Annotated in this window: 21 protein-coding genes and 2 pseudogenes; 12 read left to right on the top strand and 11 right to left on the bottom strand. The window is 59.1% G+C overall.

Annotation, left to right across the window (positions count from 1 at the left end):
* Position 1: 1 nt before the first annotated feature.
* Together DLM46_RS37115 and DLM46_RS39775 are read right to left on the bottom strand one after the other, a co-directional pair.
* Entirely contained in the window at positions 2-211 is a 210-nt protein-coding gene (locus DLM46_RS37115) for a hypothetical protein (protein ID WP_115109659.1), read from the bottom strand.
* Positions 212-262: 51 nt separating this feature from the next.
* A complete protein-coding gene (locus DLM46_RS39775; protein WP_165848155.1) occupies positions 263-427 on the bottom strand; it encodes a hypothetical protein in 165 nt (54 codons plus the stop codon).
* A 348-nt stretch (positions 428-775) separates the two neighbouring features.
* Here DLM46_RS39775 and DLM46_RS37110 point away from each other — a divergent pair, with 348 nt between their 5' ends.
* Both DLM46_RS37110 and DLM46_RS37105 read left to right on the top strand, forming a co-directional pair.
* Entirely contained in the window at positions 776-1,090 is a 315-nt protein-coding gene (locus tag DLM46_RS37110; protein WP_115109657.1) for a DUF4148 domain-containing protein, read from the top strand.
* Between the two features lie 68 nt (positions 1,091-1,158).
* Complete coding sequence (locus DLM46_RS37105) at positions 1,159-1,530, top strand: GFA family protein (protein ID WP_115109654.1); 372 nt, start codon at positions 1,159-1,161, stop codon at positions 1,528-1,530.
* A gap of 35 nt (positions 1,531-1,565) precedes the next feature.
* Here the strand turns inward: DLM46_RS37105 and DLM46_RS37100 are convergent, their stop codons facing one another.
* Positions 1,566-2,417, bottom strand: a complete 852-nt coding sequence (locus DLM46_RS37100; RefSeq protein WP_208866434.1) for a LysR substrate-binding domain-containing protein — start codon at positions 2,415-2,417, stop codon at positions 1,566-1,568.
* An 89-nt stretch (positions 2,418-2,506) separates the two neighbouring features.
* Between DLM46_RS37100 and DLM46_RS37095 the strand changes: the two genes are divergently transcribed.
* Both DLM46_RS37095 and DLM46_RS37090 read left to right on the top strand, forming a co-directional pair.
* Complete coding sequence (locus tag DLM46_RS37095) at positions 2,507-3,358, top strand: alpha/beta fold hydrolase (RefSeq protein ID WP_115109652.1); 852 nt, start codon at positions 2,507-2,509, stop codon at positions 3,356-3,358.
* A gap of 153 nt (positions 3,359-3,511) precedes the next feature.
* Positions 3,512-4,828 carry a DUF3422 family protein gene (locus DLM46_RS37090; RefSeq protein ID WP_115109650.1) on the top strand — a complete coding sequence of 439 codons (1,317 nt, stop codon included), beginning with the start codon at positions 3,512-3,514 and terminating at the stop codon, positions 4,826-4,828.
* A gap of 103 nt (positions 4,829-4,931) precedes the next feature.
* Here DLM46_RS37090 and DLM46_RS37085 read toward each other — a convergent pair whose 3' ends face one another.
* The 5 genes from DLM46_RS37085 to DLM46_RS37065 all read right to left on the bottom strand — a co-directional run bounded on the left by DLM46_RS37085 (position 4,932) and on the right by DLM46_RS37065 (position 10,539).
* Positions 4,932-5,228 (bottom strand): hypothetical protein, encoded by a 297-nt coding sequence (locus tag DLM46_RS37085; protein WP_115109679.1) that lies wholly within the window; start codon positions 5,226-5,228, stop codon positions 4,932-4,934.
* Positions 5,229-5,240: 12 nt separating this feature from the next.
* Complete coding sequence (locus DLM46_RS37080; RefSeq protein ID WP_115109647.1) at positions 5,241-6,974, bottom strand: methyl-accepting chemotaxis protein; 1,734 nt, start codon at positions 6,972-6,974, stop codon at positions 5,241-5,243.
* Positions 6,975-7,091: 117 nt separating this feature from the next.
* Positions 7,092-8,219, bottom strand: a complete 1,128-nt coding sequence (locus DLM46_RS37075; RefSeq protein ID WP_115109645.1) for a porin — start codon at positions 8,217-8,219, stop codon at positions 7,092-7,094.
* A 209-nt stretch (positions 8,220-8,428) separates the two neighbouring features.
* On the bottom strand, positions 8,429-8,803 hold the full coding sequence (locus DLM46_RS37070) for a hypothetical protein (protein ID WP_115109642.1): 375 nt from the start codon (positions 8,801-8,803) through the stop codon (positions 8,429-8,431).
* A 14-nt stretch (positions 8,804-8,817) separates the two neighbouring features.
* Complete coding sequence (locus DLM46_RS37065; RefSeq protein WP_115109641.1) at positions 8,818-10,539, bottom strand: methyl-accepting chemotaxis protein; 1,722 nt, start codon at positions 10,537-10,539, stop codon at positions 8,818-8,820.
* Between the two features lie 258 nt (positions 10,540-10,797).
* Here DLM46_RS37065 and DLM46_RS41405 point away from each other — a divergent pair, with 258 nt between their 5' ends.
* The 6 genes and pseudogenes from DLM46_RS41405 to DLM46_RS37035 form a co-directional block, all read left to right on the top strand.
* The gene (locus tag DLM46_RS41405; protein WP_115109639.1) at positions 10,798-11,112 is read left to right on the top strand and encodes a helix-turn-helix domain-containing protein; all 315 of its coding nucleotides are present in this window, start codon (positions 10,798-10,800) and stop codon (positions 11,110-11,112) included.
* A gap of 328 nt (positions 11,113-11,440) precedes the next feature.
* Entirely contained in the window at positions 11,441-12,454 is a 1,014-nt protein-coding gene (locus DLM46_RS37055) for an ABC transporter substrate-binding protein (protein WP_115109636.1), read from the top strand.
* A 274-nt stretch (positions 12,455-12,728) separates the two neighbouring features.
* Complete coding sequence (locus tag DLM46_RS37050) at positions 12,729-13,856, top strand: porin (RefSeq protein WP_115109677.1); 1,128 nt, start codon at positions 12,729-12,731, stop codon at positions 13,854-13,856.
* Positions 13,857-13,967: 111 nt separating this feature from the next.
* Entirely contained in the window at positions 13,968-15,593 is a 1,626-nt protein-coding gene (locus DLM46_RS37045; RefSeq protein ID WP_115109633.1) for a methyl-accepting chemotaxis protein, read from the top strand.
* A complete protein-coding gene (locus DLM46_RS37040) occupies positions 15,590-15,931 on the top strand; it encodes a DUF3579 domain-containing protein (RefSeq protein WP_115109630.1) in 342 nt (113 codons plus the stop codon). The genes DLM46_RS37045 and DLM46_RS37040 overlap by 4 nt, the downstream gene beginning before the upstream one ends.
* 64 nt (positions 15,932-15,995) lie before the next feature.
* A pseudogene (locus DLM46_RS37035) lies at positions 15,996-16,303 on the top strand (sigma factor-like helix-turn-helix DNA-binding protein); the annotation flags it as partial.
* A gap of 1,028 nt (positions 16,304-17,331) precedes the next feature.
* On the opposite strand, the gene DLM46_RS37030 reads toward DLM46_RS37035, so the two are convergent.
* Positions 17,332-18,882 (bottom strand): methyl-accepting chemotaxis protein, encoded by a 1,551-nt coding sequence (locus DLM46_RS37030; protein ID WP_115109628.1) that lies wholly within the window; start codon positions 18,880-18,882, stop codon positions 17,332-17,334.
* Between the two features lie 621 nt (positions 18,883-19,503).
* On the opposite strand from DLM46_RS37030, the gene DLM46_RS37025 reads away from it, so the two are divergent.
* Positions 19,504-19,710 (top strand): hypothetical protein, encoded by a 207-nt coding sequence (locus DLM46_RS37025; RefSeq protein ID WP_115109675.1) that lies wholly within the window; start codon positions 19,504-19,506, stop codon positions 19,708-19,710.
* A 62-nt stretch (positions 19,711-19,772) separates the two neighbouring features.
* Here DLM46_RS37025 and DLM46_RS37020 read toward each other — a convergent pair whose 3' ends face one another.
* Complete coding sequence (locus DLM46_RS37020; protein WP_279635270.1) at positions 19,773-20,060, bottom strand: OmpW/AlkL family protein; 288 nt, start codon at positions 20,058-20,060, stop codon at positions 19,773-19,775.
* A 158-nt stretch (positions 20,061-20,218) separates the two neighbouring features.
* Positions 20,219-20,545: pseudogene (locus DLM46_RS37015) on the bottom strand (IS110 family transposase); the annotation flags it as partial.
* Between the two features lie 13 nt (positions 20,546-20,558).
* Here DLM46_RS37015 and DLM46_RS39970 point away from each other — a divergent pair.
* Positions 20,559-20,848: hypothetical protein (locus DLM46_RS39970; RefSeq protein ID WP_208866428.1), on the top strand; the 290-nt coding region annotated here is incomplete at its 3' end.

Here is a 20,848-nt window from a genome sequence, read left to right as displayed (position 1 = left end):
TTCAGTCTGACAAATCCGCCGCGGTAAACGGACTGTGCGAGTCCATCCAGTCATACGATTCGGTGCGGTGCGCCCACGCCCAGTTCGGCGTTGGCGCTCGCATGCCGTCGTGCGTTTGCGAGCTCCGGCTCGACAGCCAGAGGGTGTCGCCTTTAATGCTGACACGGCCTTTTTCGCCGGTTCCCTGGAAACTCGAAGATGCGTGCTTCATTGCGTATTCCTTTGCATGGTGCATTTGACGAGCAGGCTGCCGGGCAGGGCATCAGTCCCGGCCCAATGACTCGCGTTTCAACGACGCCGCCACCAGCTCCGCGAACGATTCCAACGCTTTGACCGAGCTGTACACCGTCCGATATTCCTGACGGCCGATCTTTGCGTCGAGAACAATCGTCATACCTGCTTGTCGAGCCATATCGAGGATGTCCATTTGACGCTCCACGCCGAAAAACTGTGTGATTGACCGGGTACGCCGAAGTGAGCGACCCACGAATCCCAGTGTAAGCATTCGGCGGTAGACATCAATGAGGCGCGCGGGAATTCACAGTTCGCCGTTCGACAACAATCAAGCCGGCGACCTTTTTTGTATCGCAATGTATCGACACGGTCTATCGATACACAAAGATGCATCCGCAGGTCTTTCCGGACACAAGCCAGATACGTCCAGTGCGTCTAATGCATCAACGCCAGACACCTTCTTGGCTGTGCGTTCAGCAGTTTCAACCACTGGAACGCAAACGCGTGTTTGCGGGCAACTCAATCTCTGAAGGAAGAAATCATGAAACTCGTTCAATCGCTCATCTTCGCCGTTATCGTCGCTGCGCCCGCCGTCTCGTTCGCGCAGTCGAACGAACCGCTTACCCGTGCCGATGTGCGCGCGCAACTGATCCAACTTGAACGGGCCGGCTACAACCCGGCCGGCGATAACGCGCAATATCCGAACAACATCGAAGCGGCCCAGGCGCGGGTCAATGCTGAAAACAGCGCGGCGGCGACGTCGTACGGCGCGTCGACCAACGGGACTTCGGATTCGGGTTCGCGCGCAACGGAGTCAGGAGTCGTCGGACTCGGCTCGATTTATGCGCATTCCTGAAGGGCTCGGGTGCGGCGCCTCGACGCGCCGCACTATCAAACGGACGTCACCTTAACGTGGAGAGTTGTATGAGCGCTGATGCATTGCATGGATCCTGCCACTGCGGCGCAGTGAAATTCGAAGTCCGCGCGGCCATCGTCCCGGCGGCGCGTTGCAATTGCAGCCTGTGCCGCCGTAAGGGCGCATTGATGAGCCCCGGGTTCGCTGCGCACGAGCTGAAGATTCTGAGCGGCGAAGACGCACTCACGCTGTATCAGTTCAATACCCGTGTAGCAAAGCACTACTTCTGCAAACATTGCGGAATCTATCCGTTTCATCAGACACGCAAGGACCCCACGCTGTGGCGCGTCAATATCGGCTGCCTTGAAGGTGTCGATCCGTACGCGCTCGAAGCCGCCGTGGCCGATGGCGCGAGTCTCTCCGTCGTGGAAGACGCATGAAACGCCCGCCGGCGATCGCTGCATTCCTTGCGTGACTAACGCCGCAGTTCCGACATGATCTTTTCGGCGAGAAAGTCACATGGCGGCCGCTTCGATTTCGCACTCCGCGCGAGGATGAGTTCCAGCGCGGCGATCTCGGGCAGGCCTTGCGCATGGCCGAGCAAGCTCAGGTGGGCGGGAACCGCGCATTGCGCGAGCGGCGCCACCGCGAGTCCCGCTTCGACCATGCTGAGAAGGCCCAGCAGGCTCGGGCTCTCGTAAGAGGTCCGATAGGTGATCTTCGCCCGTTCAAGACTGCGGATCGCGTTTTCCCGAGCGACGCTGCCCGGCAGGAACACGGCAATCGGCAGCGGCCGCTCGTGCCAGATGTCATGCGCGCTGGGCGCCGCGGCCCAGACCATCGGTTCGAGCCGGATGAACTCGCCCGATAGGCCTTTGACACGTGTCCCGCAAACCAGGTCGACCGATCCGTCCTTCACCATAGGCGCGAGCGCCACGCTCGGCAGTCCGACGACCTGAATCTCGACCTTCGGGTAGGTGGCAGAAAATTTCTTGAGGATCGACGGCATCAGCGACGACGCGTAGTCGTCGGGCACCCCGATGACGACCCGGCCGGTTACGTCGGGACGGACCACCGCCGCCCACGCTTCCTCGCGCAGAGCGAGCATACGCCGTGCGAACGTCAGCAAGACCTCGCCATCTTGCGTCGGGATAACGCTTCTCGGCTTGCGCACGAAAAGCGGCTTGCCGAGCGCGGTTTCGAGCGTCTTGATCTGCATGCTCACCGCCGATTGCGAGCGATGGACGACTTCCGCCGCGCGGCTGATGTTCCCCGTGTCGGCCACGGCCACAATCATTGTCAGAACGTCGAGATCGAGTGTCTTCATTGGTATCAGATAAATTGATAGATACCATCAATATTACGCGATTTTCTTAGATAGTTGCGTCGTGCATAGTGCGGGAAAGGAGCCACTGTATGAACGCGCGAACCGACCCTTCCATACTCGCAGTCCCGGAGTTGTGCTTTGGCACCGTCCCGCCCGGCATCTGCGTGCCCTATGTGATCAGCGGTTCCGGAGAGCCGCTCCTTTTCGTGCATGGATCGCTTTGCGATTACCGCTATTGGAGCGGTCAAACAGATTTTCTTTCGAAGCATTTCCTCTGCATTTCGGTCAGCCTCAGCCACTACTGGCCGGCTGACGATGCCTGCATTCAGGGAGAATTCGGCTGGAAGACACATGTCGCCGAACTTGCCGAGTTCATTGCCGCAATGGACCTCGGGCCGGTTCATCTGGTAGGGCACTCGCGGGGAGGGTGCGTGGCATTCCACGTGGCGCGCGAGTATCCGCGGCTGGTGAAAACGCTGACGCTCGCCGATCCGGGTGGCCCGTTGCAAATCGATGGGATGCCGGAAGCATCGTTGCCACCTGCGACCAATGTACTTCGCGCCAAAGTCGCTGATTTAATCGAAAGCGGTGCGATTGACGCCGGCCTGGAACTTTTCGTCGACTCGGTGAGCATGCCCGGCTTCTGGCGCAAGAGTCCTCCCAGTTTCCGCACGATGGCGATCGACAACGCCGCCACGCTTCCGAAGCAGTTTCGCGATCCATTGCCGGCGTACTCACGTGACGCAGCGCGTGACGTGAAGTGCAGGACGTTGCTGATCGACGGGGAAAAGAGCCCTCGCATGTTTCGCAACAACGTTGAAAAGCTCGCGGATTGGGTCGATTACGCGGACAAACAAACCATAGCGGGCGCATCGCATGGGATGAACGTCGCGAACCCGGGGGTATTCAACCGGCTTGTCCACGCCTTCGTGAGTTCCTGAGAGTGTCGATCGTCGAGGCCGATCGGCATCGGCGCCACTCGGCAGGCACTCGGCAGGCATTCGGCGGGCGCGGCGCGACGCACGAGCGATCGGTGACACAGGCGGGATCTGAATACCGGGCAACGCGGACAACAATCAGAAAGAAGATCAACTATGGATCATTTCCTGCGTGCCAGCCTCGCGCGCGAGTTGCACGCGCGGCCGTTTCTCCGGATTGGCGGGTCGGTAGCGCTCGCGCACTTTGCCATCTATTCCGACGGTGATCTTGCCATACACGAAGAACTTCTTCGATCGCTGTGCAGGCTGACCAGCCTGGAGGTTCCCGCCGAAGGAACGACGCATTACTCGGCACGCTGGAATGACGAGAAGCAGTTGAAATGGGAGCGGCACACGGAATTCTCCACCTTCACGTTTGTCGCGCAACGCCATGACGTGGACTACTTTTCCGATCTGCCGTCGGAACACGTCCCGGCCGAATGGTTTCGCGGTTTTGAAGGCAAACGGTTCGTGGCGATCCGGATGGAACTGGTGTCGGGCGACGCAGCCGGCGCGGCACGCCAGAACGTGCGGCAGTGGATCGACGGTCCCGTTCTGGTGGGCAGCAACGTATTGGGAGGCGGACAGGCTTACTGCGACTGGACCGTCCGGCCCGACGGCTTCTCACGGTTTCTCGTGATCGACGATGGCTTTCGGGAAGAGCAGGGCGGACGTCTCCTGCAGCGCCTCTACGAGATCGAGACATACAGGATGATGGCCTTGCTGGCGCTGCCGGTCGCCCGCGAATTGGGCAGAAGTCTCGACGAATTGCAGTCGGCGCTTCAGCCGTTGATGCACAGCATGGACATGAGTCAGGGTCGCCGCAACGATGCCGAGCTGCTGGTGCGCCTCACACATCTTGCAGTCCGCATCGAGTCGCTGGCGGGCTCGAGCGGGCGCTTCAGCGCGTCGCGCGCCTATGAAAAACTCGTGCTTGCCCGTATTCAGGAACTGCGCGAAGAACGCATCGAAGGGATGCCGACCATCGCCGAATTCATGGAGCGGCGCTTCGCCCCGGCGATGGAGACGTGCAAGACCGTCTGGGCGCGCCACGAACAATTCGCCGGACGGGTGGCGAGAGCCGTCGATCTGCTGCGCACGCGCGTCAATCTCGCGCAGGAAGAGGACACGACCCGGTTGCTGGAAGGAATGAATCAGACCGCGCGAAGCCAGTTGAGGCTACAACATGCAGTCGAGGGTCTGTCTGTTGCCGCTATCTCGTACTACGTGCTCTCCCTGACGTCGGTCGGATTCAAGGCTCTTCATACACTGCATTTTCCTCTCGATCCGGAACTGGCCGAAGGGCTCCTGATCGTCCCGGTAGTCTTGCTGGTCATGCTCACCATCCGACGTAGCAAAGGAAGACATGCGTTGCGCAAATCGGCCATGCATCCCGGCGAAAATACGACCAAACCTGCTCGGACGCTTGGTTAGCCAGAGGCATGCGTGCACGACGCCAGCACGTTCTGGCTCCGGCGAGGTGCGGCGTACGCCAGAACGTGAGAGACAGTGCGATCTTCCGGTCCCGAAAAGGGCATTACCGGCGAGTTGTGCTCCTCCCTTGCAACCCGTTCAGCAGGGTATTGGTCTGTTCGAGCAGCGTTGAGCGATATTCGGCGGGCAGGGTTATGTTATCCATGAGCGACATCGCGTCGTCGATCCCGTCGCGAAATGCCTTCGCGATCTCCTCGCATTGAGTTGCTGTGAGGCGTGGAAACGTGGCATCGATGAATTTGCTCATCACCACAACCTGTGCGCCGAAACGGGCAACGGCCTTACCGTTCGACGTCACCAGTTCGGTCATCGAGTGCAGAAGCGCGTCGGTGTTATTCAAAACCACGGCTCCTCAGAACGTTTCCCAATCGGCGCACGCATTCGCCTGGACGGTCGTGCCGGTGCCGGTCGCGGCGCTGGGTGATTGAGATGCTGTTTTCGGTTTGGCCTGAGCCGCGCGCCGAAGGGTTGAATTTTTCGGGGCGCCAGCGCGCGGTTTGCTTGGCGGAGTCCCCGTTCGTGACGCGGAGATACTTGTTTCGGTGACCTTGAACACTGAGACCGCCTCTTTCAAACTCAGTGCCTGCTCTTCAAGCGACCGCGCAGCGGCTGCCGCCTGTTCAACGAGCGCCGCATTCTGCTGGGTCACTTCGTCCATCTGTCCAACAGCCTGATGCACCTGTTCAATGCCACGGCTTTGCTCTTCCGACGCGGCGGCTATTTCTCCGACGATATCGGAGACCTGCTTGACCGCCTGCTTGACCTGACCCATGGTCGCACCAGCTTCAGCAGCCTGTTGCGCGCCGTCCTGAATCATCGCCACGGACGAGCCGATCAGCTCCTTGATTTCCTTGGCGGCGGCGGCCGAACGTTGGGCCAGACTGCGCACCTCGCTGGCAACCACGGCAAAGCCACGTCCCTGTTCGCCTGCACGAGCCGCTTCGACAGCGGCATTCAGTGCGAGGATATTCGTCTGGAAGGCAATGCCTTCGATCACGCCGGTGATTTCCGAAATCTTGGTCGAACTGCCGCTGATCTTCTCGATCGTTCCAACCATGCCCTGGACAGCCTCATTGCCGGTGTCGGCGATGTCGGTGGCACGCGTTGCCAGCGCATTCGCCTGACGTGCATTGTCGGCGTTCTGCTTCACCGTTTCCGTCAACTGCGTCATGCTTGCCGCGGTTTCTTCAAGCGATGCCGCCTGCTCTTCAGTGCGGGACGACAGATCCATGTTACCTGTTGAGATCTGGCTGGACGCTGTGGCTATGCTGTCGGTGCCAAGTCGTACGCCGCCGACAATTTTCATCAGGCTGCTATTCATTGCTTTCAGAGCCAGCATCAATTGACCGGTTTCGTCTTTCGACGTCGCCACAATGTCGGCAGTCAGGTCACCCTCGGCGACACGGGTCGCGACCTTCACGGCCTCATTCAGAGGACGAGACACAATGCGGGCAAGCCAAAACGCGAGCAGCAAACCAATTACAACATTGCCGACCAGCAGGGCAATGATCCAGGTGCGCGCCGAGGCATACGTAGCAGTTGCTGTCGTCGCCGATTGCAGGCCGCGTTCCTCATTGAGCTTGACCATCCTGTCTATTTGACTGTTGAGTTTCCGGTATAACAGGGTGGACTCAGCTCTGATCAGGACGCGCGCTTCTTCCTTCTTCCCGGAGCCGGATAGCGCGATGACCTTCTTGCTCTCGTCCGCGTAGGCTGACAAAGTCTTCTCGAATTCCTGCGAGAGTCCTCTGTCTTCCGAACTGGAATTGATGGCGTTATATGCCTGGTTATATTTCCGTAATTCGACTAACCGAACGTCAAGACTTTTTGCCTCGTCCAGAAGGACATCATTTTCATTGGCTAGAATGTGCTGAAGTTCGGAAAGACGGTAGCGTGCCAGCGTTACCTTCATCTTCAGAGCGTTGCTGATGCCCGGCAGCCAGTTGGTTGCAATTTCTGAAGAGGAGCTGCTGACTGACGAGAGCTGAAAAATAGAGAAAACGCCGAGCATCGAGGTCAACGCAAGCACCGCGATGAACGCGGTCACCAGCTTGTTCGCAATCCTCAAATCATAGAACCATTTCATGGCGAATAACCTGTCAAATAGGGCACACGTGGACTGAACCTGGTGTTTGAAGAAGAGGGACTAACGCCGTCAGGTCTGTGGCCGCGGCACGCAAACCTGTTCATCTTCGAGCGTGGGTTAAAAATTATGCTTGATCCCAACGATGAAACCGGAGACGCCGGCTCCCGCATCGGTTGAGCGGCCTTTGATTCCGTTGACACCCAACTGATAAGTGGCGTTCGCCTCATTGATGATTCTGACGAAGCCGGTGTAGATCGAGGTCCGCTTGGACAGGTAATAGGTGTAGCTAAGTTCAAACATGCTGGCACCCGTTTGGGACATGCCGGGCTTGTCCAGACTCCCGTTCCCCGCTCGGCCATAAAAACCATAGATTTTTCCGAGGCCAACACTCTGTGTCACGGACGCGCCCCAGAAGTTACGCCTGACGGTTCCGCCTGCATAGTCGGCATTCAAGGTGCTGAATACCAAGGCCACATAGGTTTTCCAAAAGGTGACGCCTCCCGTTAGAAGGTAGGTTGAGTCATTCAGGCCCGGGCCACGCACGCCAAAATTGCGTTGCGTTGCGAGTGCAGCCTTGATCCTGCCGTCCGCGTAGACAATATCGCCACCGACGTTATAGGGTACGAATCCGGGATTCTGGCCTTTTGGACGCGCATACATGAGATCGACGTAAAGATTGCTCACCTTTGGCGACTCGTATTTGATCGCGTTAGGCATCGTGTCGTTCATCGTGGGCAAACCGTTATTGACCCCTGCATTGCTCTCACCATAGGCGTCGCCCGAGTTGTTGTTGATGATCGCCTGTGTGCTCAGTATGCTGGTAACGCCGGTTGGAGCGTTGCCGTAAACGCCCTTTACCTCGTCAATGGGCGGATCCATATTGCCCAGCTTGAGCGCGCCGAAATCGCCATGAAGTCCGACAAATGTCTCGCGGGCGGCGAATGCACCTGTCCCAGTGCTCGCGTTGACCTTGCTTTCGATCTGAAAAATCGCCGACAAACCGCCGCCCAGATCTTCGCTGCCAAGGATGCCGAATCTGGACGAATTGGAATTGATCCGGGTTGCGCTAACGGCCTGACGTTTGCTCCTGGTGCTAACGTAATCGATATCGTCGTTGACGATTCCATAGAGCGTGGTGGAGTCGCTGACCACGCCTTCATACCGGTCCGCGTAAGCTGTGCCGCAGGAAAAGTAGCTAATTACCGCAAGCGATATCCCTGATACCCGTCTTTTCAAAATTGACACTCTTGTGAAGTTAACAGCGTGGCGTTGATAGCAATAGCCTGCTTACACGGCGAAATACGTATGCACCGGTGAGTGAAGGCTATTGAAGTGAAAACTGCGTGTGGTGAATCTGATTTCTGTGCGGCGGTATCCTGGGCAGGTGAACATGACGGCACTGGTTCTACCCGGAGCCGAGTTCAGCCATGGACGACACTGCCTGCGAGATCGTGTTACCGAAGTGCGTTGAGGTAACGATTGACCTCGGTTAATAGTGCAGAATGGTATTTTTCGGGTAAGCACCGGTCGTCGCTCAGGGACATCAGATCCTCAATCCTGTTGCGGAATGACGCAGCAATTGCGACTCGCATTGAGTGCGGCAGGTGCGTCAACAGGGAAGCGAGTAATTCGCCAAGGACCGCAAGGCGTGCCCCGTGTTGAACAACGGTGGTGCCGTTTGCCTTCGACAGGGTCACAAGCGAATCGAGCAACGTGTCGTCGCTTACTTTCTCAGCATGAGTATGCGAGACGAACGCCGATTGCTCTGCCGAACCTCTTGGGGGCTGGAGGCTTGCGTCGTCGCTCTGCATACTGAAGGCGTTATGCATTTCGTCCGCTCAAATCAGAAGGTTTGCCAGTCGGCGTTCGCCGTATCGACGGCGGTAGCGGGCTGTTCAGCAATGGTGGACGGTCCGGCCTTCGGCTTTGAGGACTCTGCGCGACGCATCGTTTGAATCTTTGGCGAAGGCAGGCGAGGCTTGCTCAGAGGAATAACCATTCGTGACGTGGATTGCCCCGTGTCGGCGACCTTGAATACCGATACGGCGTCCGTCAGTTTGGTTGCCTGGTCTTCGAGCGACTGCGCGGCCGCCGCAGCCTGTTCAACGAGCGCGGCATTCTGCTGGGTCACTTCGTCCATCTGGCCAACTGCCTGATTCACCTGTTCAATGCCACGGCTCTGTTCTTCAGAAGCTGCCGCGATCTCGCCGACAATATCGGAGACCTGCTTGATTGCCTGCTTGACCTGACCCATGGTCGCGCTAACGTCGAACGCCTGCTTTGACCCGTCGTGAATCATCGCGACGGACGAGCCGATCAGTTCCTTGATTTCCTTGGCGGCGGTGGCAGAACGTTGGGCCAGACTGCGCACCTCGCTGGCAACCACGGCAAAGCCACGTCCCTGTTCGCCTGCGCGGGCCGCTTCGACAGCTGCATTCAGCGCGAGGATATTCGTCTGGAAGGCAATGCCTTCGATCACGCCGGTGATTTCCGAAATCTTGGTCGAGCTGCCGCTGATCTTCTCGATCGTTCCTACCATGCCCTGGACAGCCTCGTTACCTGCATCGGCGATGTCGGTGGCATGCGTTGCCAGCGCATTCGCCTGACGTGCATTGTCGGCGTTCTGCTTCACCGTTTCCGTCAACTGCGTCATGCTCGCCGCGGTTTCTTCAAGCGACGCGGCCTGTTCCTCCGTCCGTGCCGAAAGGTCGGTGTTGCCGCTAGCGATTTCGCGCGACGCCACCGAGACCGACTCAGTGGTGGTCTTGATCTCGCGCACCGTCTCGGTGAGTTGCCGATCCATTTTCTTCAATGCATCGAGCAGTTGGCCGAACTCACCTCGTGAGTCCACGGTAATCTGATTCTCCAGTTTTCCGGCGGCGATATGGTTGGCTATGTCTACGGCCTTGTTGAGGGGATTCGAGATCGCGCGTAGCAGATAGACGGACGCACCGACGGCGACCAGGATGCCAACGACAACCAGCGCGATTGCGATCCATAAAATGACTCTGAAGGTCGATTCGCTATCGCCGGCAAACTGTTTGGCCTGAGCCAGATTGAACGCGACGTCCTGTTCCAGCGCGTCATTCAATGACGTGGCCACAGGAACCACCTTTTCGACTGCGGAAGAAGCCGCGTCGAAATTGCCCGCGCTAGCAGCAGCGACCGCTTCATTCGTTGCTGCTTTGAACTGGGGCAGGGTGCTCCTGATCCGCTCTGCGATCTCACGTTCCTTAGCGCTCGATATGCCGTCGGGGTAATAGTGGTTCCACGACTTGTCGAGACGTTCGAGAGCGGTTTGCATGCTCGAAACGGATTCTGCCGTTTTAGTTGGATCCCGGAATACCTGAATGCGCCTCAGCATGAGACGTACATTGAGTTGGTCCGCACGAACGTCTGATAGATCGGCAATCGGAACGGTATTGCCGGAATAGGCGTCGCTCATGTTCGAGTTCAATCTGGATAGTCCGAATGCCCCGAATAGTCCAATTACCGCTATTAGCGCGATGCATACGCCAAAAGCGACGACGATCTTGAATTTGATTGTTTGCGCAAAGCTGTTCAACTTGTTTCCTTCGTAGCTTGAGTATTCAAGGTCTTGCTGGAAGGGTTTATGCCCCCGTACTTCAACGGGTATACGGCAGGACCCATCGCAACTGAAGGGGTGAACTTCGCTTATCAGGTAAAAAAATCGCAAAAGTAGATCTATTGAAATTTTGCTTAGCACAGTTTATCTTTCCTTAAGCTATCAAAAGTACAGATAGAAATACGATTTCCCACTCAATCGCTCAAAAAAAGGATGTCCTGATTTTGTTGTAGGGAAATGCCGACACGCAATTGCTGGCTATTAAAAAGAGAAAATGGGAATGAACATAGCGCGAGCGCTGGCGAATCGGATTGCCCTGTCTTTCCGTGGCTGCGCGACACGCGGATGGCGGACATCCCGACAGCGGTAGGCGGCACACTTGCCGAACAAACGGCGTGCTTCGAACGTGTATTGATCGAACAAATGCTGCAACGCCATCATGGCAATGTCGGCGCGGCCAGTGCATCGCCAGGCATGCCGCGAAAGACCCTCTATCACAAGATTCGCCAGTTCAGAATCCCGCCTCGGAAACCACAGGCCGAATCAGAGTGACACGGTTGCGGTCGGCGTTGTTGCACGAAAAGTCACGATACGCCGCGTTTCAATGAGGAGTTGGTTTCGGCCGTTTTCGGGCTATGGCTGGGACGCTGTCGTTTCTTGCGCGCTTGACACGTTGCCGAAGCGGGAAGGGCCGCTTTTGAATCGCAGCGCGTCCGGCCCCCAGGGAAATGCCGTACTAGGCATGGACCTCCGTGAAAGCCGAGGGAAGGATTCGCTCGCCTAGAATCGCTCCGTCAAAGCAGACAGACAGGCGGCATTCCGCTGGGCGGCATTCCGCTGGGCGGCATCCCGCTGCCAGAAACAATAACGGAGACTATCGATGACCCCGAGCTTTCGCACGCTGCGCCATATCGCCATCGCTTCCAGCCTGCTTTTCGGCCTTGCCTCGCAGCAGGCGACAGCGGCGGACAGCGGCAAGATCACCATCATGGTGGGCGGCATCACGAAGCTGATCTACCTGCCGGCACGCCTGACCGAACAGCTCGGCTATTTCAAGGACGAAGGGCTCGACGTCGAACTGCTGTCGCAACCGGCCGGCGTCGACGCTGAAAACGAACTGCTGGCTGGCGCGGTCCAGGCGGTGGTCGGCTTCTACGACCATACGATCGACCTGCAAACCAAGGGCAAGGACGTCAAGGCGATCGTGGTGTTCGGGCAGGTGCCGGGCGAGGTCGAGCTGGTATCGACCAAGGCCGCCGACACGATCAAATCGATGGCCGACGTCAAGGGTAAGACACTCGGCGTCACCGGCCTCGGCTCATCGACCAGCTTTCTCACGCAATACCTTGCCGGACAACACGGCATCCAGTCGACCGAATACACGATGCTGCCGGTGGGCGCCGACGCCAGCTTCATCGCGGCAATCAAGCAAGGCCGGATCGACGCGGGCATGACGACCGAGCCCACCGTGTCGGCCTTGCAGAAGTCCGGCGACGCGAAGGTGCTGGTCGACATGCGCTCGGTCGAAGGCACCAAGGCGGCGCTGGGCGGCACCTACCCGGCGTCGAGCCTGTATGTGCAGTCGGCATGGGCCGATTCGCACAAGGCTGAAGCCGCCAAGCTGGCGCACGCATTCGTTCGCACGATGCAGTTCATCCACACGCACAGCGCGGAAGAAATCGCCGCGAAGATGCCCGACGACTACCAGAAGGACAAGCCGCTCTACGTGAGCGCGCTGAAGGCGTCGCTGCCGATGTACACGGCGGACGGCAAGATGCCGGCCGACGGCCCGGCAACCGTGCTCAAGGTACTGTCGGCGTTCAATCCGTCGGTCAAGGGCAAGCGTGTCGAACTGGGGAAAACCTATACCAACGAGTTTGTCAGCGCGAAATAAACCGGCGCTTGCCGATCGTTGTCGCGTGTCGCGCGCCGTCTGACCCCGATGCCATGCCGGTGCCGCCCTGGTACCGGCTAAATCCTGCGTAGTAAGAATGCCTTATCGAAGAGACGTGCAAAGATTCGACCATCAGTAATTGCACTTAGTTGTACAAATGGCACGGGAAAGGTGTACGAAGGATTGAGGCAACTAGGATTGTGCTCATTGGCTCACGGTCACCGCGAGCAGCAGAAAACGAAAATTCCAACGTAGTAATCTTTAGGGGACGATGTTGAAGAAAAAATATCTGGCCTTGGCCGTCACGGCAGGCGCTTTCGCGGCGACCGGCGCACATGCGCAATCGAGCGTCCAGCTTTACGGCCTGATGGACCTGAGCTTCCCCACCTACCGGACGCACGCTGATGCGAACGGCAATCACGTGATCGGCATGGGCAACGACGGCGAGCCGTGGTTCAGCGGCAGCCGCTGGGGCCTGAAGGGCGCGGAAGACATCGGTGGCGGCACGAAAATCATTTTCCGGCTCGAGAGCGAATTCGTGGTCGCCAACGGCCAGATGGAAGATTCGGGCCAGATCTTCGATCGTGACGCGTGGGTCGGTATCGAGAACGACACGTTCGGCAAAATCACGGCTGGCTTCCAGAACACGATCGCCCGCGACGCGGCAGCCATTTATGGTGATGCATATGGCAGCCCCAGACTGTCGACGGAAGAAGGCGGCTTTACCAATTCGAACAACTTCAAGCAGATAATTTTCTACGCGGCCGGTCCGACCGGTACGCGCTATAACAATGGCGTCGCGTGGAAGAAACTCTTCAGCAACGGCATTTTTGCGAGCGCGGGCTACGCGTTCGGCAACTCGACCAGTTTCGGCTCCAACTCCACGTATCAGGCGGCGCTTGGTTACAACGGTGGACCGTTCAACGTGTCGGGCTTCTATAGTCATGTCAACCGCGTTGGCTTTACCAACCAGTCGTTCTCGGTAGGCGGCAACTACACGTTCGGTATCCTGCGTGCCAACGCCGGTTACTTCCGTTACCTGGGCAATCAGGGTGCGCTGGGCCAGCGTCAGGACAACGCGTGGACGGTGTCGCTCAAACTGTCGCCGAAGGGTCCGCTCGACTACGAACTCGGTTATCAGCAGATGCGCGTGAAGAACGCCGCGTACAACGGCGACGGCAATATTCCGAATGCGAACGTCGGCGCGTTCGATCCGACGTCAGGCCTGCACAACGGCTTCAAGGAAACCTTGTACGGTTCGATCTTCTATCACCTGTCCAAGCGCACCGAAGTGTATCTGGCCGGCGACTACATGAAGCTGCACGGCGGCTATACGGTTGGCAGCACCTTCGGCGCCACCAACCAGCTCGAGCTGACCACGGGCGTGCGCACCCGCTTCTGATCCGCGAAACGGAGTCCCGGAGCGGATCCGTCCATCGATGTTCTTCTGCTTGCGGTCGCGGACCTGTCCGTCGACCGTTTTTTTCTGTTCAGCGGGTCGAGGATGCCAGCCATGTTCAGAAATACCACTATCCGGACCGCACTGACGATCACGATCGCCGGTTACACGGCAGCGTTGATGCTTGTGATCGCGACATCGATCGCCGGTCTGAAAACAGCCAATACGGCGCTCGACAGGATATACAGCGAAGAGACTGCTGCCTTGCGGCACCTCAACGCCAGCAGTGAAGCGCTCTTGCAGGTGCGGGTCGACCTCGGTGCGTACGAAACGCTCGTGGCGCAAGGTAAGCCGACTGACGCCGTGCTCGCGCGCGTGCATGCGGAACTGACTGACAGCGAGCGTGAGCTGGCCGCCTATGCGGCGCAGCCGCCGTCGAATGATGCGGAAAAGGCGCTGGCCGACACGCTGCGCGCGAAGCGCGACCAGTTAATGAAACAGGTCATTTCCCCTGGAGTCGCGGCACTTGACCAGAACGATTTCATGTCGTTCCGCACGGCGCTGCGGCAGGCGCCCGACGCGGTATTCAGCGACTACAGGAGTGCCACGCTCGCGCTGGAAGATTTTCAGGTGCAGCAGCAAAAAATACGTTTTGAATCGGCGCAGCAGCGCTTCCATCTGCTGCTCTGGCTGTTTGGGTCGATCGGGTTCGCAGCGGTTGCGCTTGGCTTGTTCGCGCGCTTCGTGCTGACGGCGTCGATCGTGCGGCCGATCAATGCGGCGATTCATCATTTCGAGCGCATCGCAGCCGGCGATTTGACGAGTCAGGTCGACACGCTGCGTGCCAACGAAATGGGGCGGCTGATGGCGGCGCTCGCACGAATGCAGGCGAGCCTCGCTGCTGCGGTGAACCAGGTGCGGCGCGGGACGGCAGCGATCACGCACGGCGTGCGTGAAATCGCGAGCGGCAATGTGGACCTTTCGACGCGCACCGAGCAGCAGGCGGCTACGCTGGAGGGGACTGCATCGAGCATGGAAGAGTTGACCGCGACGGTCAGGCAAAATGCCGACAACGCGCGGCAGGCCAGCGAGCTCGCCGAAAACGCGTCGAAAATCGCGGTGCGCGGCGGCGACATTGTGGGCAAGGTCGTCGACGTGATTGCAGATATGTCGTCAAGTTCGAGCAAGATCGTCGACATCATCGGCGCGATCGAGGGTATCGCGTTCCAGACGAACATACTCGCGCTGAACGCGGCCGTCGAAGCCGCGCGCGCCGGAGAGGAGGGACGTGGATTCGCGGTGGTGGCGGGCGAAGTGCGCGCGCTCGCGCAACGTTCGGCAGCGGCGGCGAAAGAGATCAGGGAGCTGATCGGTGATTCGGTCGCGAAGGTGCAGAACGGCACCGAACTCGCGGCGCAGGCCGGCACAACGATGAGCGAGATCGTCCAGGCGGCACGCAACGTGACGGGGATCGTCAGTGAAATCAGCGTGGCTTCAGAAGAACAGTCGCGCGGCATTGATCAGATCAACCACGCGGTGACGCAGATGGATAACGCAACCCAGCAGAACGCCGCGCTGGTCGAGCAGGCCGCCGCGGCTGCAGCGTCGCTCGAAGATCAGGCGCGCGCGCTTGACGATGCGGTGGCCGTGTTCCGGCTGGGTGAAACAACCGAACCGCCTGCCGGGAAACCCCGGCAGCAGAATTGGATCGCCACCGAGCCGTCAAACGTGATTGCATGACGAAAGCCGACAGCAGTGACCAGTATTTGATCAGGGGCATCACACGCCAGCAAAATGTGTTTCGCCCGGGCGACTGGGCCGAGCGGCTGTTGGGCGTGATTACATTGTTCGTCGGGGAGCGCCGGCCCGGCGCTCATATCGCGTCGACCCGGCTCGCCATGCCTGTCGTCGACGCCGGCATCAAATGCCTGGTCGTTTCCGATGAGCTTCGGCGAGTGTGTCCTGAAGCGTTTGATTTTGTCGCGAGGTTCGCAGAGGACAACGATTTACCGATGGATATTCGCCGCATGCCGGCGGCGGGCCGGCTCGAACCCGGTCAATCTGTCCAGACTCCGTGAAACAGATAAGGTGGCCGCAGAAGCGCCGCTGCGCGAGGTGCAATGGTCACAACTGATGGTTGCACGTGCGGAAATGCGTGCCTTGCTCGAGCACAAGCTGGATGAACTGCCCGACGCCTTCCGCGCGGTATCGTGCTTCGATCCGTCGAGGAGATGAGCGTGGAGGAAACCGCGGCGTGCCTGAACATTCCTCAGGCTACTTTCCGTAGCCGCCAATACCGCGCGAGAGTCCTGCCAGGTGAGTCGCTCGCGCGCGAAATCAATTTCGCGGAGCACGACCTCTTCGAGTTCGGCGGCACTCGTTGCGACCGCGTGGTGGCCAGCGTGTTGTCGCGAGCGACGAAGGAGCAGGGCAGAGGCGGGCAACATTAGAGCATGGATGCGCCCGGGGCTTTCTCTCTGCCAACATTGGCAACGGACTACAGGTTAGCGTTTCGCACAATGGTGGTGCCCGGCACTCGGCACTGCACCTTAGCGGTTCGCCCCATGCCATCAATCCGTGCACCATGAGATGTCCACATTTCATCGACCGCCCTATATTAAGCACGCTCGTTTGCACGAACTTCGATGACCCGGCAGAGTTGTCAGGCGCCACGCAGGGTTCGTTGACGCGCCTGACGGAGAAGCTCGAAAGATGCGTGTTTGTTTGACGTGTGGCATGGATATTGCGACGAACGGGGCGGGGCCAAAGCGGGCTCCGATGTAGCGAATTTCGACCGGCCGCTTGTATCAAGCGACCTGTGGGGACAACGGCGTCCTGAGCGCCAACTGTGCGACCGAGCAATCGGCATGCATAGTTGGTTCTCGGGGCGTTTTTTTTTGCGCTTAACAAACGTCAATGTCGGTTCAATGGCGTATCGGGTGATGCGCAGCGCTGCCTTGCTTGCAACCGGTGTTGACGCAACGGTTGCCAGACAATCGCAATGCCTGGTGTATTCGATCCAAACCCCCAGAGCAGTCCGGCTAACATTGAAGGTGGAAGGATGAACAAACAACGGTCCGTGTCAACCAGATCACGTGCGGTCGACGAGTGGCTCGACAGCGGTGAGGGCGAGCAGATCATTATTGGCTTTGCGGATGACACCGGAGAATGGCAGCGGCACACTGCCGGCTTACGTCCGGCACGCCTGCGTGGGCGCAGACGGCAAGCGTACGCACGAAGCCGGAGGCGAGTTTTGCGCGCAAAGGTTCGAATCGATCGAAACGGCTGTGAGACAGGTTCGGGCAATTGAGCCAACGTGACTGTTTTCAGGGATGTTATTGACCCGCACGCCATGGTTCGGATCGGTTGGTTGGTAGGCTATTGAAATTCCGCCTGTAGTCGTCATCGGGCGGGAGCGGCATTCCTGCAGCGCTTCAGAAAAATAGGATTACGCACGATTTATGGCAGAGGCCCGCACTCAAGCGCTCCTGGGCGGTATCAGGCCATCGCCACGGTTGACGCTGCATTGGACCGCCCAGCGGCCGCCGAGGGCGGGCGTAATGTAGCCGATCTTTTCCACCGGTTGCCTGGTGACGGGGTGCCGTCCGTTGAATTCGATCCAGCCACCGCCCTGGTCGACCGCGCGCCAACTGGCTTCGCGGATCGCGGATTGGTCGTCGCCCGGCAGCGCCTCTTTGCGAAGCTTGCCGGCCTTGCTCGGGTCGGAGCCGAAGGCACGGAAATAGTCGTCCCGGTCCGCAATCACAATATAAAGATCGCGATCGCGAAAGCCGCCCTTAGGGTCGTGAAATCGGCGCACGGCGTTTTCCGGCCCCTCGGTATCAATCAGTCGGGCCGCACGCTCCGCCATGGCCCTGGCCTCGTTGGCACAGCCCTGCCGCAGCCGGATAGTTTTAACCCCATCGCTCAGTCGATCGGCACGGGCTTGCAGCAGACTCGCCGTTTCCACCGACCCGCCGACCATCTCGCCATTGCGATGGGTGATGTCATCCAGCACCTCGACCGCCTGGGCGATCTCCTGCAAGCCGGTGGTCTGCTCGCTGCTCGACCGTGCGACGTCGCGCAGCAACGCGGCCACCTCGCTGACCGCGTCGACCGCACGAGTCAACAGATTCCGGCTGCCTTCGATGGCTTGCACGCCATCGGCAACCTCGTCGCGAGAATGCTGGATCAGCTTCTTGACTTCCGCTGCCGCTTGCGCGCTGCGCTGCGCCAATGCCCGCACTTCGGCAGCGACCACGGCAAAACCGCGGCCGGAATCGCCGGCCCGGGCGGCCTCCACTGCAGCGTTAAGCGCGAGGATATTAGTCTGGAAGGCGATGCCGTCGATCACACCGAGTATCTCTCCCATCTCGCGAGACCGTTGCTCGATGCGCTCGATGCTTTCTACCGAAGCGCGCACCGCCGCCTGCCCGGCGACCGCATCGGCATGCGCACGGGTTGACCTCTCATCGGCTTGCTGCGTCTGATCGGTGTTGTAGCGCACGGCTTCCAGCAAGGCCTGGAGCGAGGCACGGGTCTGCTCCAGGCTGGCAGCCTGCGATCCGGTACGCTGCGACAGCAAGGTGGCATGCTGGGTCGCCAGGGCGCCTCCCATGGCGATCAGTTCGGCTTCGCTGCGGATGCGCGCCACCATCTGCGACAACTGGTAAGCCAGCAAGTGGGCCTGTTCGCCCAGCGCCGCCAGTTCATCGCGCCCCGGCAAAGACACGTCCTGTACCAGATCGCCGTCGCACAGCGCATTCAACTGGGCCCGCAAGGTCGAGATCCCATGAATCAGGCCAGCCCCGAACAACCCGAAAATCACGAGGAACTGAGCCAATCCCAACGCGGCGCCATAGCTGCCGTACCAGCGCGCCGCCGCGACGGCGCCGAGGGCGCTCAGTGCGGCGATCGTCCACTGCACCCGCAGGTTCCAGCGGCGCAATGCCGACCTGAGAAGGAGAGAAGGGGAGTGTGTGTGGGACGGGCTGGCAGTAACGCGTGGCGTTTCTTTGTAGGTTGACATGGATATTGCCCGAACCGTATGTTGGTTTTTTACTTCGACCGCTGGCCAGGTGCATGGGAATGCAACCCGGCAGCACGTCGGTGGCGTGCGTGTTCTTGTGTTCCGGAAGACGCCCCTTCAAGCGAGGTTGTCACGGAACACATCGCTCCGGCAAACCTCCGTCTCCCTTGAATTCGCTACGCGCGGCGGTCACAGCAAAGGCCACGCTCACGTGACGATTCTGCCATAGCGGGGGTGGCGCGATTATCGAAAACACCCTCATCTCACTTCCATTCTGCTTATCGGATTCGAACGGTCGCTTCGCAGTTTGGAGTGAGGGTGGCCAGTCATTGCGCTTCTGCCCTGGCGCGCGAAGTGCACGGCTTCCTCGCTTAATTGATCGACGATTTCGTTGAGCAGGTCGGCATCGAACTCGCTAAAACGGCTTTCCGCTGAGCAGGCCGCGTAGGCGCAGGCACGAAGACGCCGCGCTATTTGCCCGTTACTGATGCCCTCCTGTCATGGGCGTTTCTTTCACTATCTTTGTGGCCCCGCTGCCAGCGATGCCGGAGTGCTATTGTCCGTCCGGAAATGAGAGGAGGGCCTTCGAGGCTGACGGGCACGGGAATGGAACGGTTCTTTATGCGGCGCGCCAGCGCCGTGATTTTGCTCCTATATCGCCGCCGCGACTGGCAGGGAAAGATTGCGGCCGTCGCGAACGGCAACGTCGAACGGGAAATGCTCGAAATCGAATCGATAAACCGGCTGGTACTCGACATCCGTGCGGGCCGGATTCGTACATTCGAATTGACCGATCCAAAAGCCGTTGAAGTGAACGTCACTGACTAACGGCTGGTTGAAGGCACTTATCACGCTGGGTTCCGCATCGCATCGCGCAATGCGGAGCACGGCTAGAAACGATACCCGATGGAAAGATAAGAAATGATCGGGTCAAGTTTGAGCTTCGTGCTACTGGTCACAGTTCCCACCTTGGACTGGGTAGTCAGCGTGGCACGTGTCGACAACTGCATATACGACAGCGAGACATCGACCGACCAGTGCTTGTCGATGTTATAGGCAAAGCCGGCATTGATGACAGGTGCAAACGAGCTGCTCAATTTCGCGGTAGTCGTCCCCTCCAGCGCGGTTCCATAGGTTTGCGAATACAAAAAACTGCCGCTCGATATTGCTGAACTCAATTTCACTCCGCTATACCAGACGTACGATCCGCCCGCGCCAACTTAAGGACATGCGTTCGTCGATGAGCAGCGCGGCGATTGTTTGGATAACTCGCCTACCGAAAGCCGGTGGGGTTCGCTCAAGGTAGCACGTATGCACGGTAGGCAGATCCTGGAGGCTCTGCCAGCATGGCCGGCAACTGGTCAGCCAGTGACGCCAGTGCAGCTCTGGCAGCCTCAATCGAAGCCCGGCGGCCTTGCGGCAGCACGACACCGAACTCGTAGAGCAATCCGCGAAGCTGGTTGACCTGCATGACGCGAATCCGCACCAGTTGCTGGCGAATGCGGTGCAGCGCCAGCATGGCCTGCTGATCCTCGGTCTTGACGGCCACGAACCGCATGCCGGGACGCTGGGCCGCTTCCCAGATCGCCGCGGCGTCAGCTGCGTCATTCTTGTTCCACTTGACGAACGGCCGCACGAACTGGGCTGCGATGAGCCGCACGTCGGCGACATCCTGAATGACCTTGAACCTGTCGAGCTCGCGCATCGTCATCGTTATCCGTTCTGTCGCAGCCATCCATGCCTCCGGCGCCGCCCAGATGGCGGCCGGAAAGCATACGCTGCGGGAAAGCGGACATTTGAACTTGGCTAAAAGCGGACATTACAACTTAGCCGCTACAACACATTGTCATAGCCATTTCAAGATGTCGTGGCGGCAGCCATTTAGAAATGTCGTGTTTTTAGGGGTTAAAAGGTTTGTCTTTCATGGGTTACTGATCACGCAGTGTCGAAGGAGGGCGCCTGAACG

Origin of the sequence: Paraburkholderia lacunae (genome assembly GCF_003353175.1) — a bacterium.
Lineage (GTDB): Bacteria > Pseudomonadota > Gammaproteobacteria > Burkholderiales > Burkholderiaceae > Paraburkholderia > Paraburkholderia lacunae.
Note: the sequence above shows the minus strand (reverse complement) of the source record. Positions and strands in the feature narration are given on the sequence as shown.

Excerpts from the sequence above, each read along its gene's own strand:
- DLM46_RS37115 (WP_115109659.1), bottom strand. The coding sequence starts at position 211 with ATGAAGCACGCATCTTCGAGTTTCCAGGGAACCGGCGAAAAAGGCCGT.
- DLM46_RS39775 (WP_165848155.1), bottom strand. The coding sequence starts at position 427 with ATGGACATCCTCGATATGGCTCGACAAGCAGGTATGACGATTGTTCTC.
- DLM46_RS37110 (WP_115109657.1), top strand. The coding sequence starts at position 776 with ATGAAACTCGTTCAATCGCTCATCTTCGCCGTTATCGTCGCTGCGCCC.
- DLM46_RS37105 (WP_115109654.1), top strand. The coding sequence starts at position 1,159 with ATGAGCGCTGATGCATTGCATGGATCCTGCCACTGCGGCGCAGTGAAA.
- DLM46_RS37100 (WP_208866434.1), bottom strand. The coding sequence starts at position 2,417 with ATGAAGACACTCGATCTCGACGTTCTGACAATGATTGTGGCCGTGGCC.
- DLM46_RS37095 (WP_115109652.1), top strand. The coding sequence starts at position 2,507 with ATGAACGCGCGAACCGACCCTTCCATACTCGCAGTCCCGGAGTTGTGC.
- DLM46_RS37090 (WP_115109650.1), top strand. The coding sequence starts at position 3,512 with ATGGATCATTTCCTGCGTGCCAGCCTCGCGCGCGAGTTGCACGCGCGG.
- DLM46_RS37080 (WP_115109647.1), bottom strand. The coding sequence starts at position 6,974 with ATGAAATGGTTCTATGATTTGAGGATTGCGAACAAGCTGGTGACCGCG.
- DLM46_RS37070 (WP_115109642.1), bottom strand. The coding sequence starts at position 8,803 with ATGCATAACGCCTTCAGTATGCAGAGCGACGACGCAAGCCTCCAGCCC.
- DLM46_RS41405 (WP_115109639.1), top strand. The coding sequence starts at position 10,798 with ATGCCGACACGCAATTGCTGGCTATTAAAAAGAGAAAATGGGAATGAA.
- DLM46_RS37055 (WP_115109636.1), top strand. The coding sequence starts at position 11,441 with ATGACCCCGAGCTTTCGCACGCTGCGCCATATCGCCATCGCTTCCAGC.
- DLM46_RS37045 (WP_115109633.1), top strand. The coding sequence starts at position 13,968 with ATGTTCAGAAATACCACTATCCGGACCGCACTGACGATCACGATCGCC.
- DLM46_RS37040 (WP_115109630.1), top strand. The coding sequence starts at position 15,590 with ATGACGAAAGCCGACAGCAGTGACCAGTATTTGATCAGGGGCATCACA.
- DLM46_RS37030 (WP_115109628.1), bottom strand. The coding sequence starts at position 18,882 with ATGTCAACCTACAAAGAAACGCCACGCGTTACTGCCAGCCCGTCCCAC.
- DLM46_RS37025 (WP_115109675.1), top strand. The coding sequence starts at position 19,504 with ATGCGGCGCGCCAGCGCCGTGATTTTGCTCCTATATCGCCGCCGCGAC.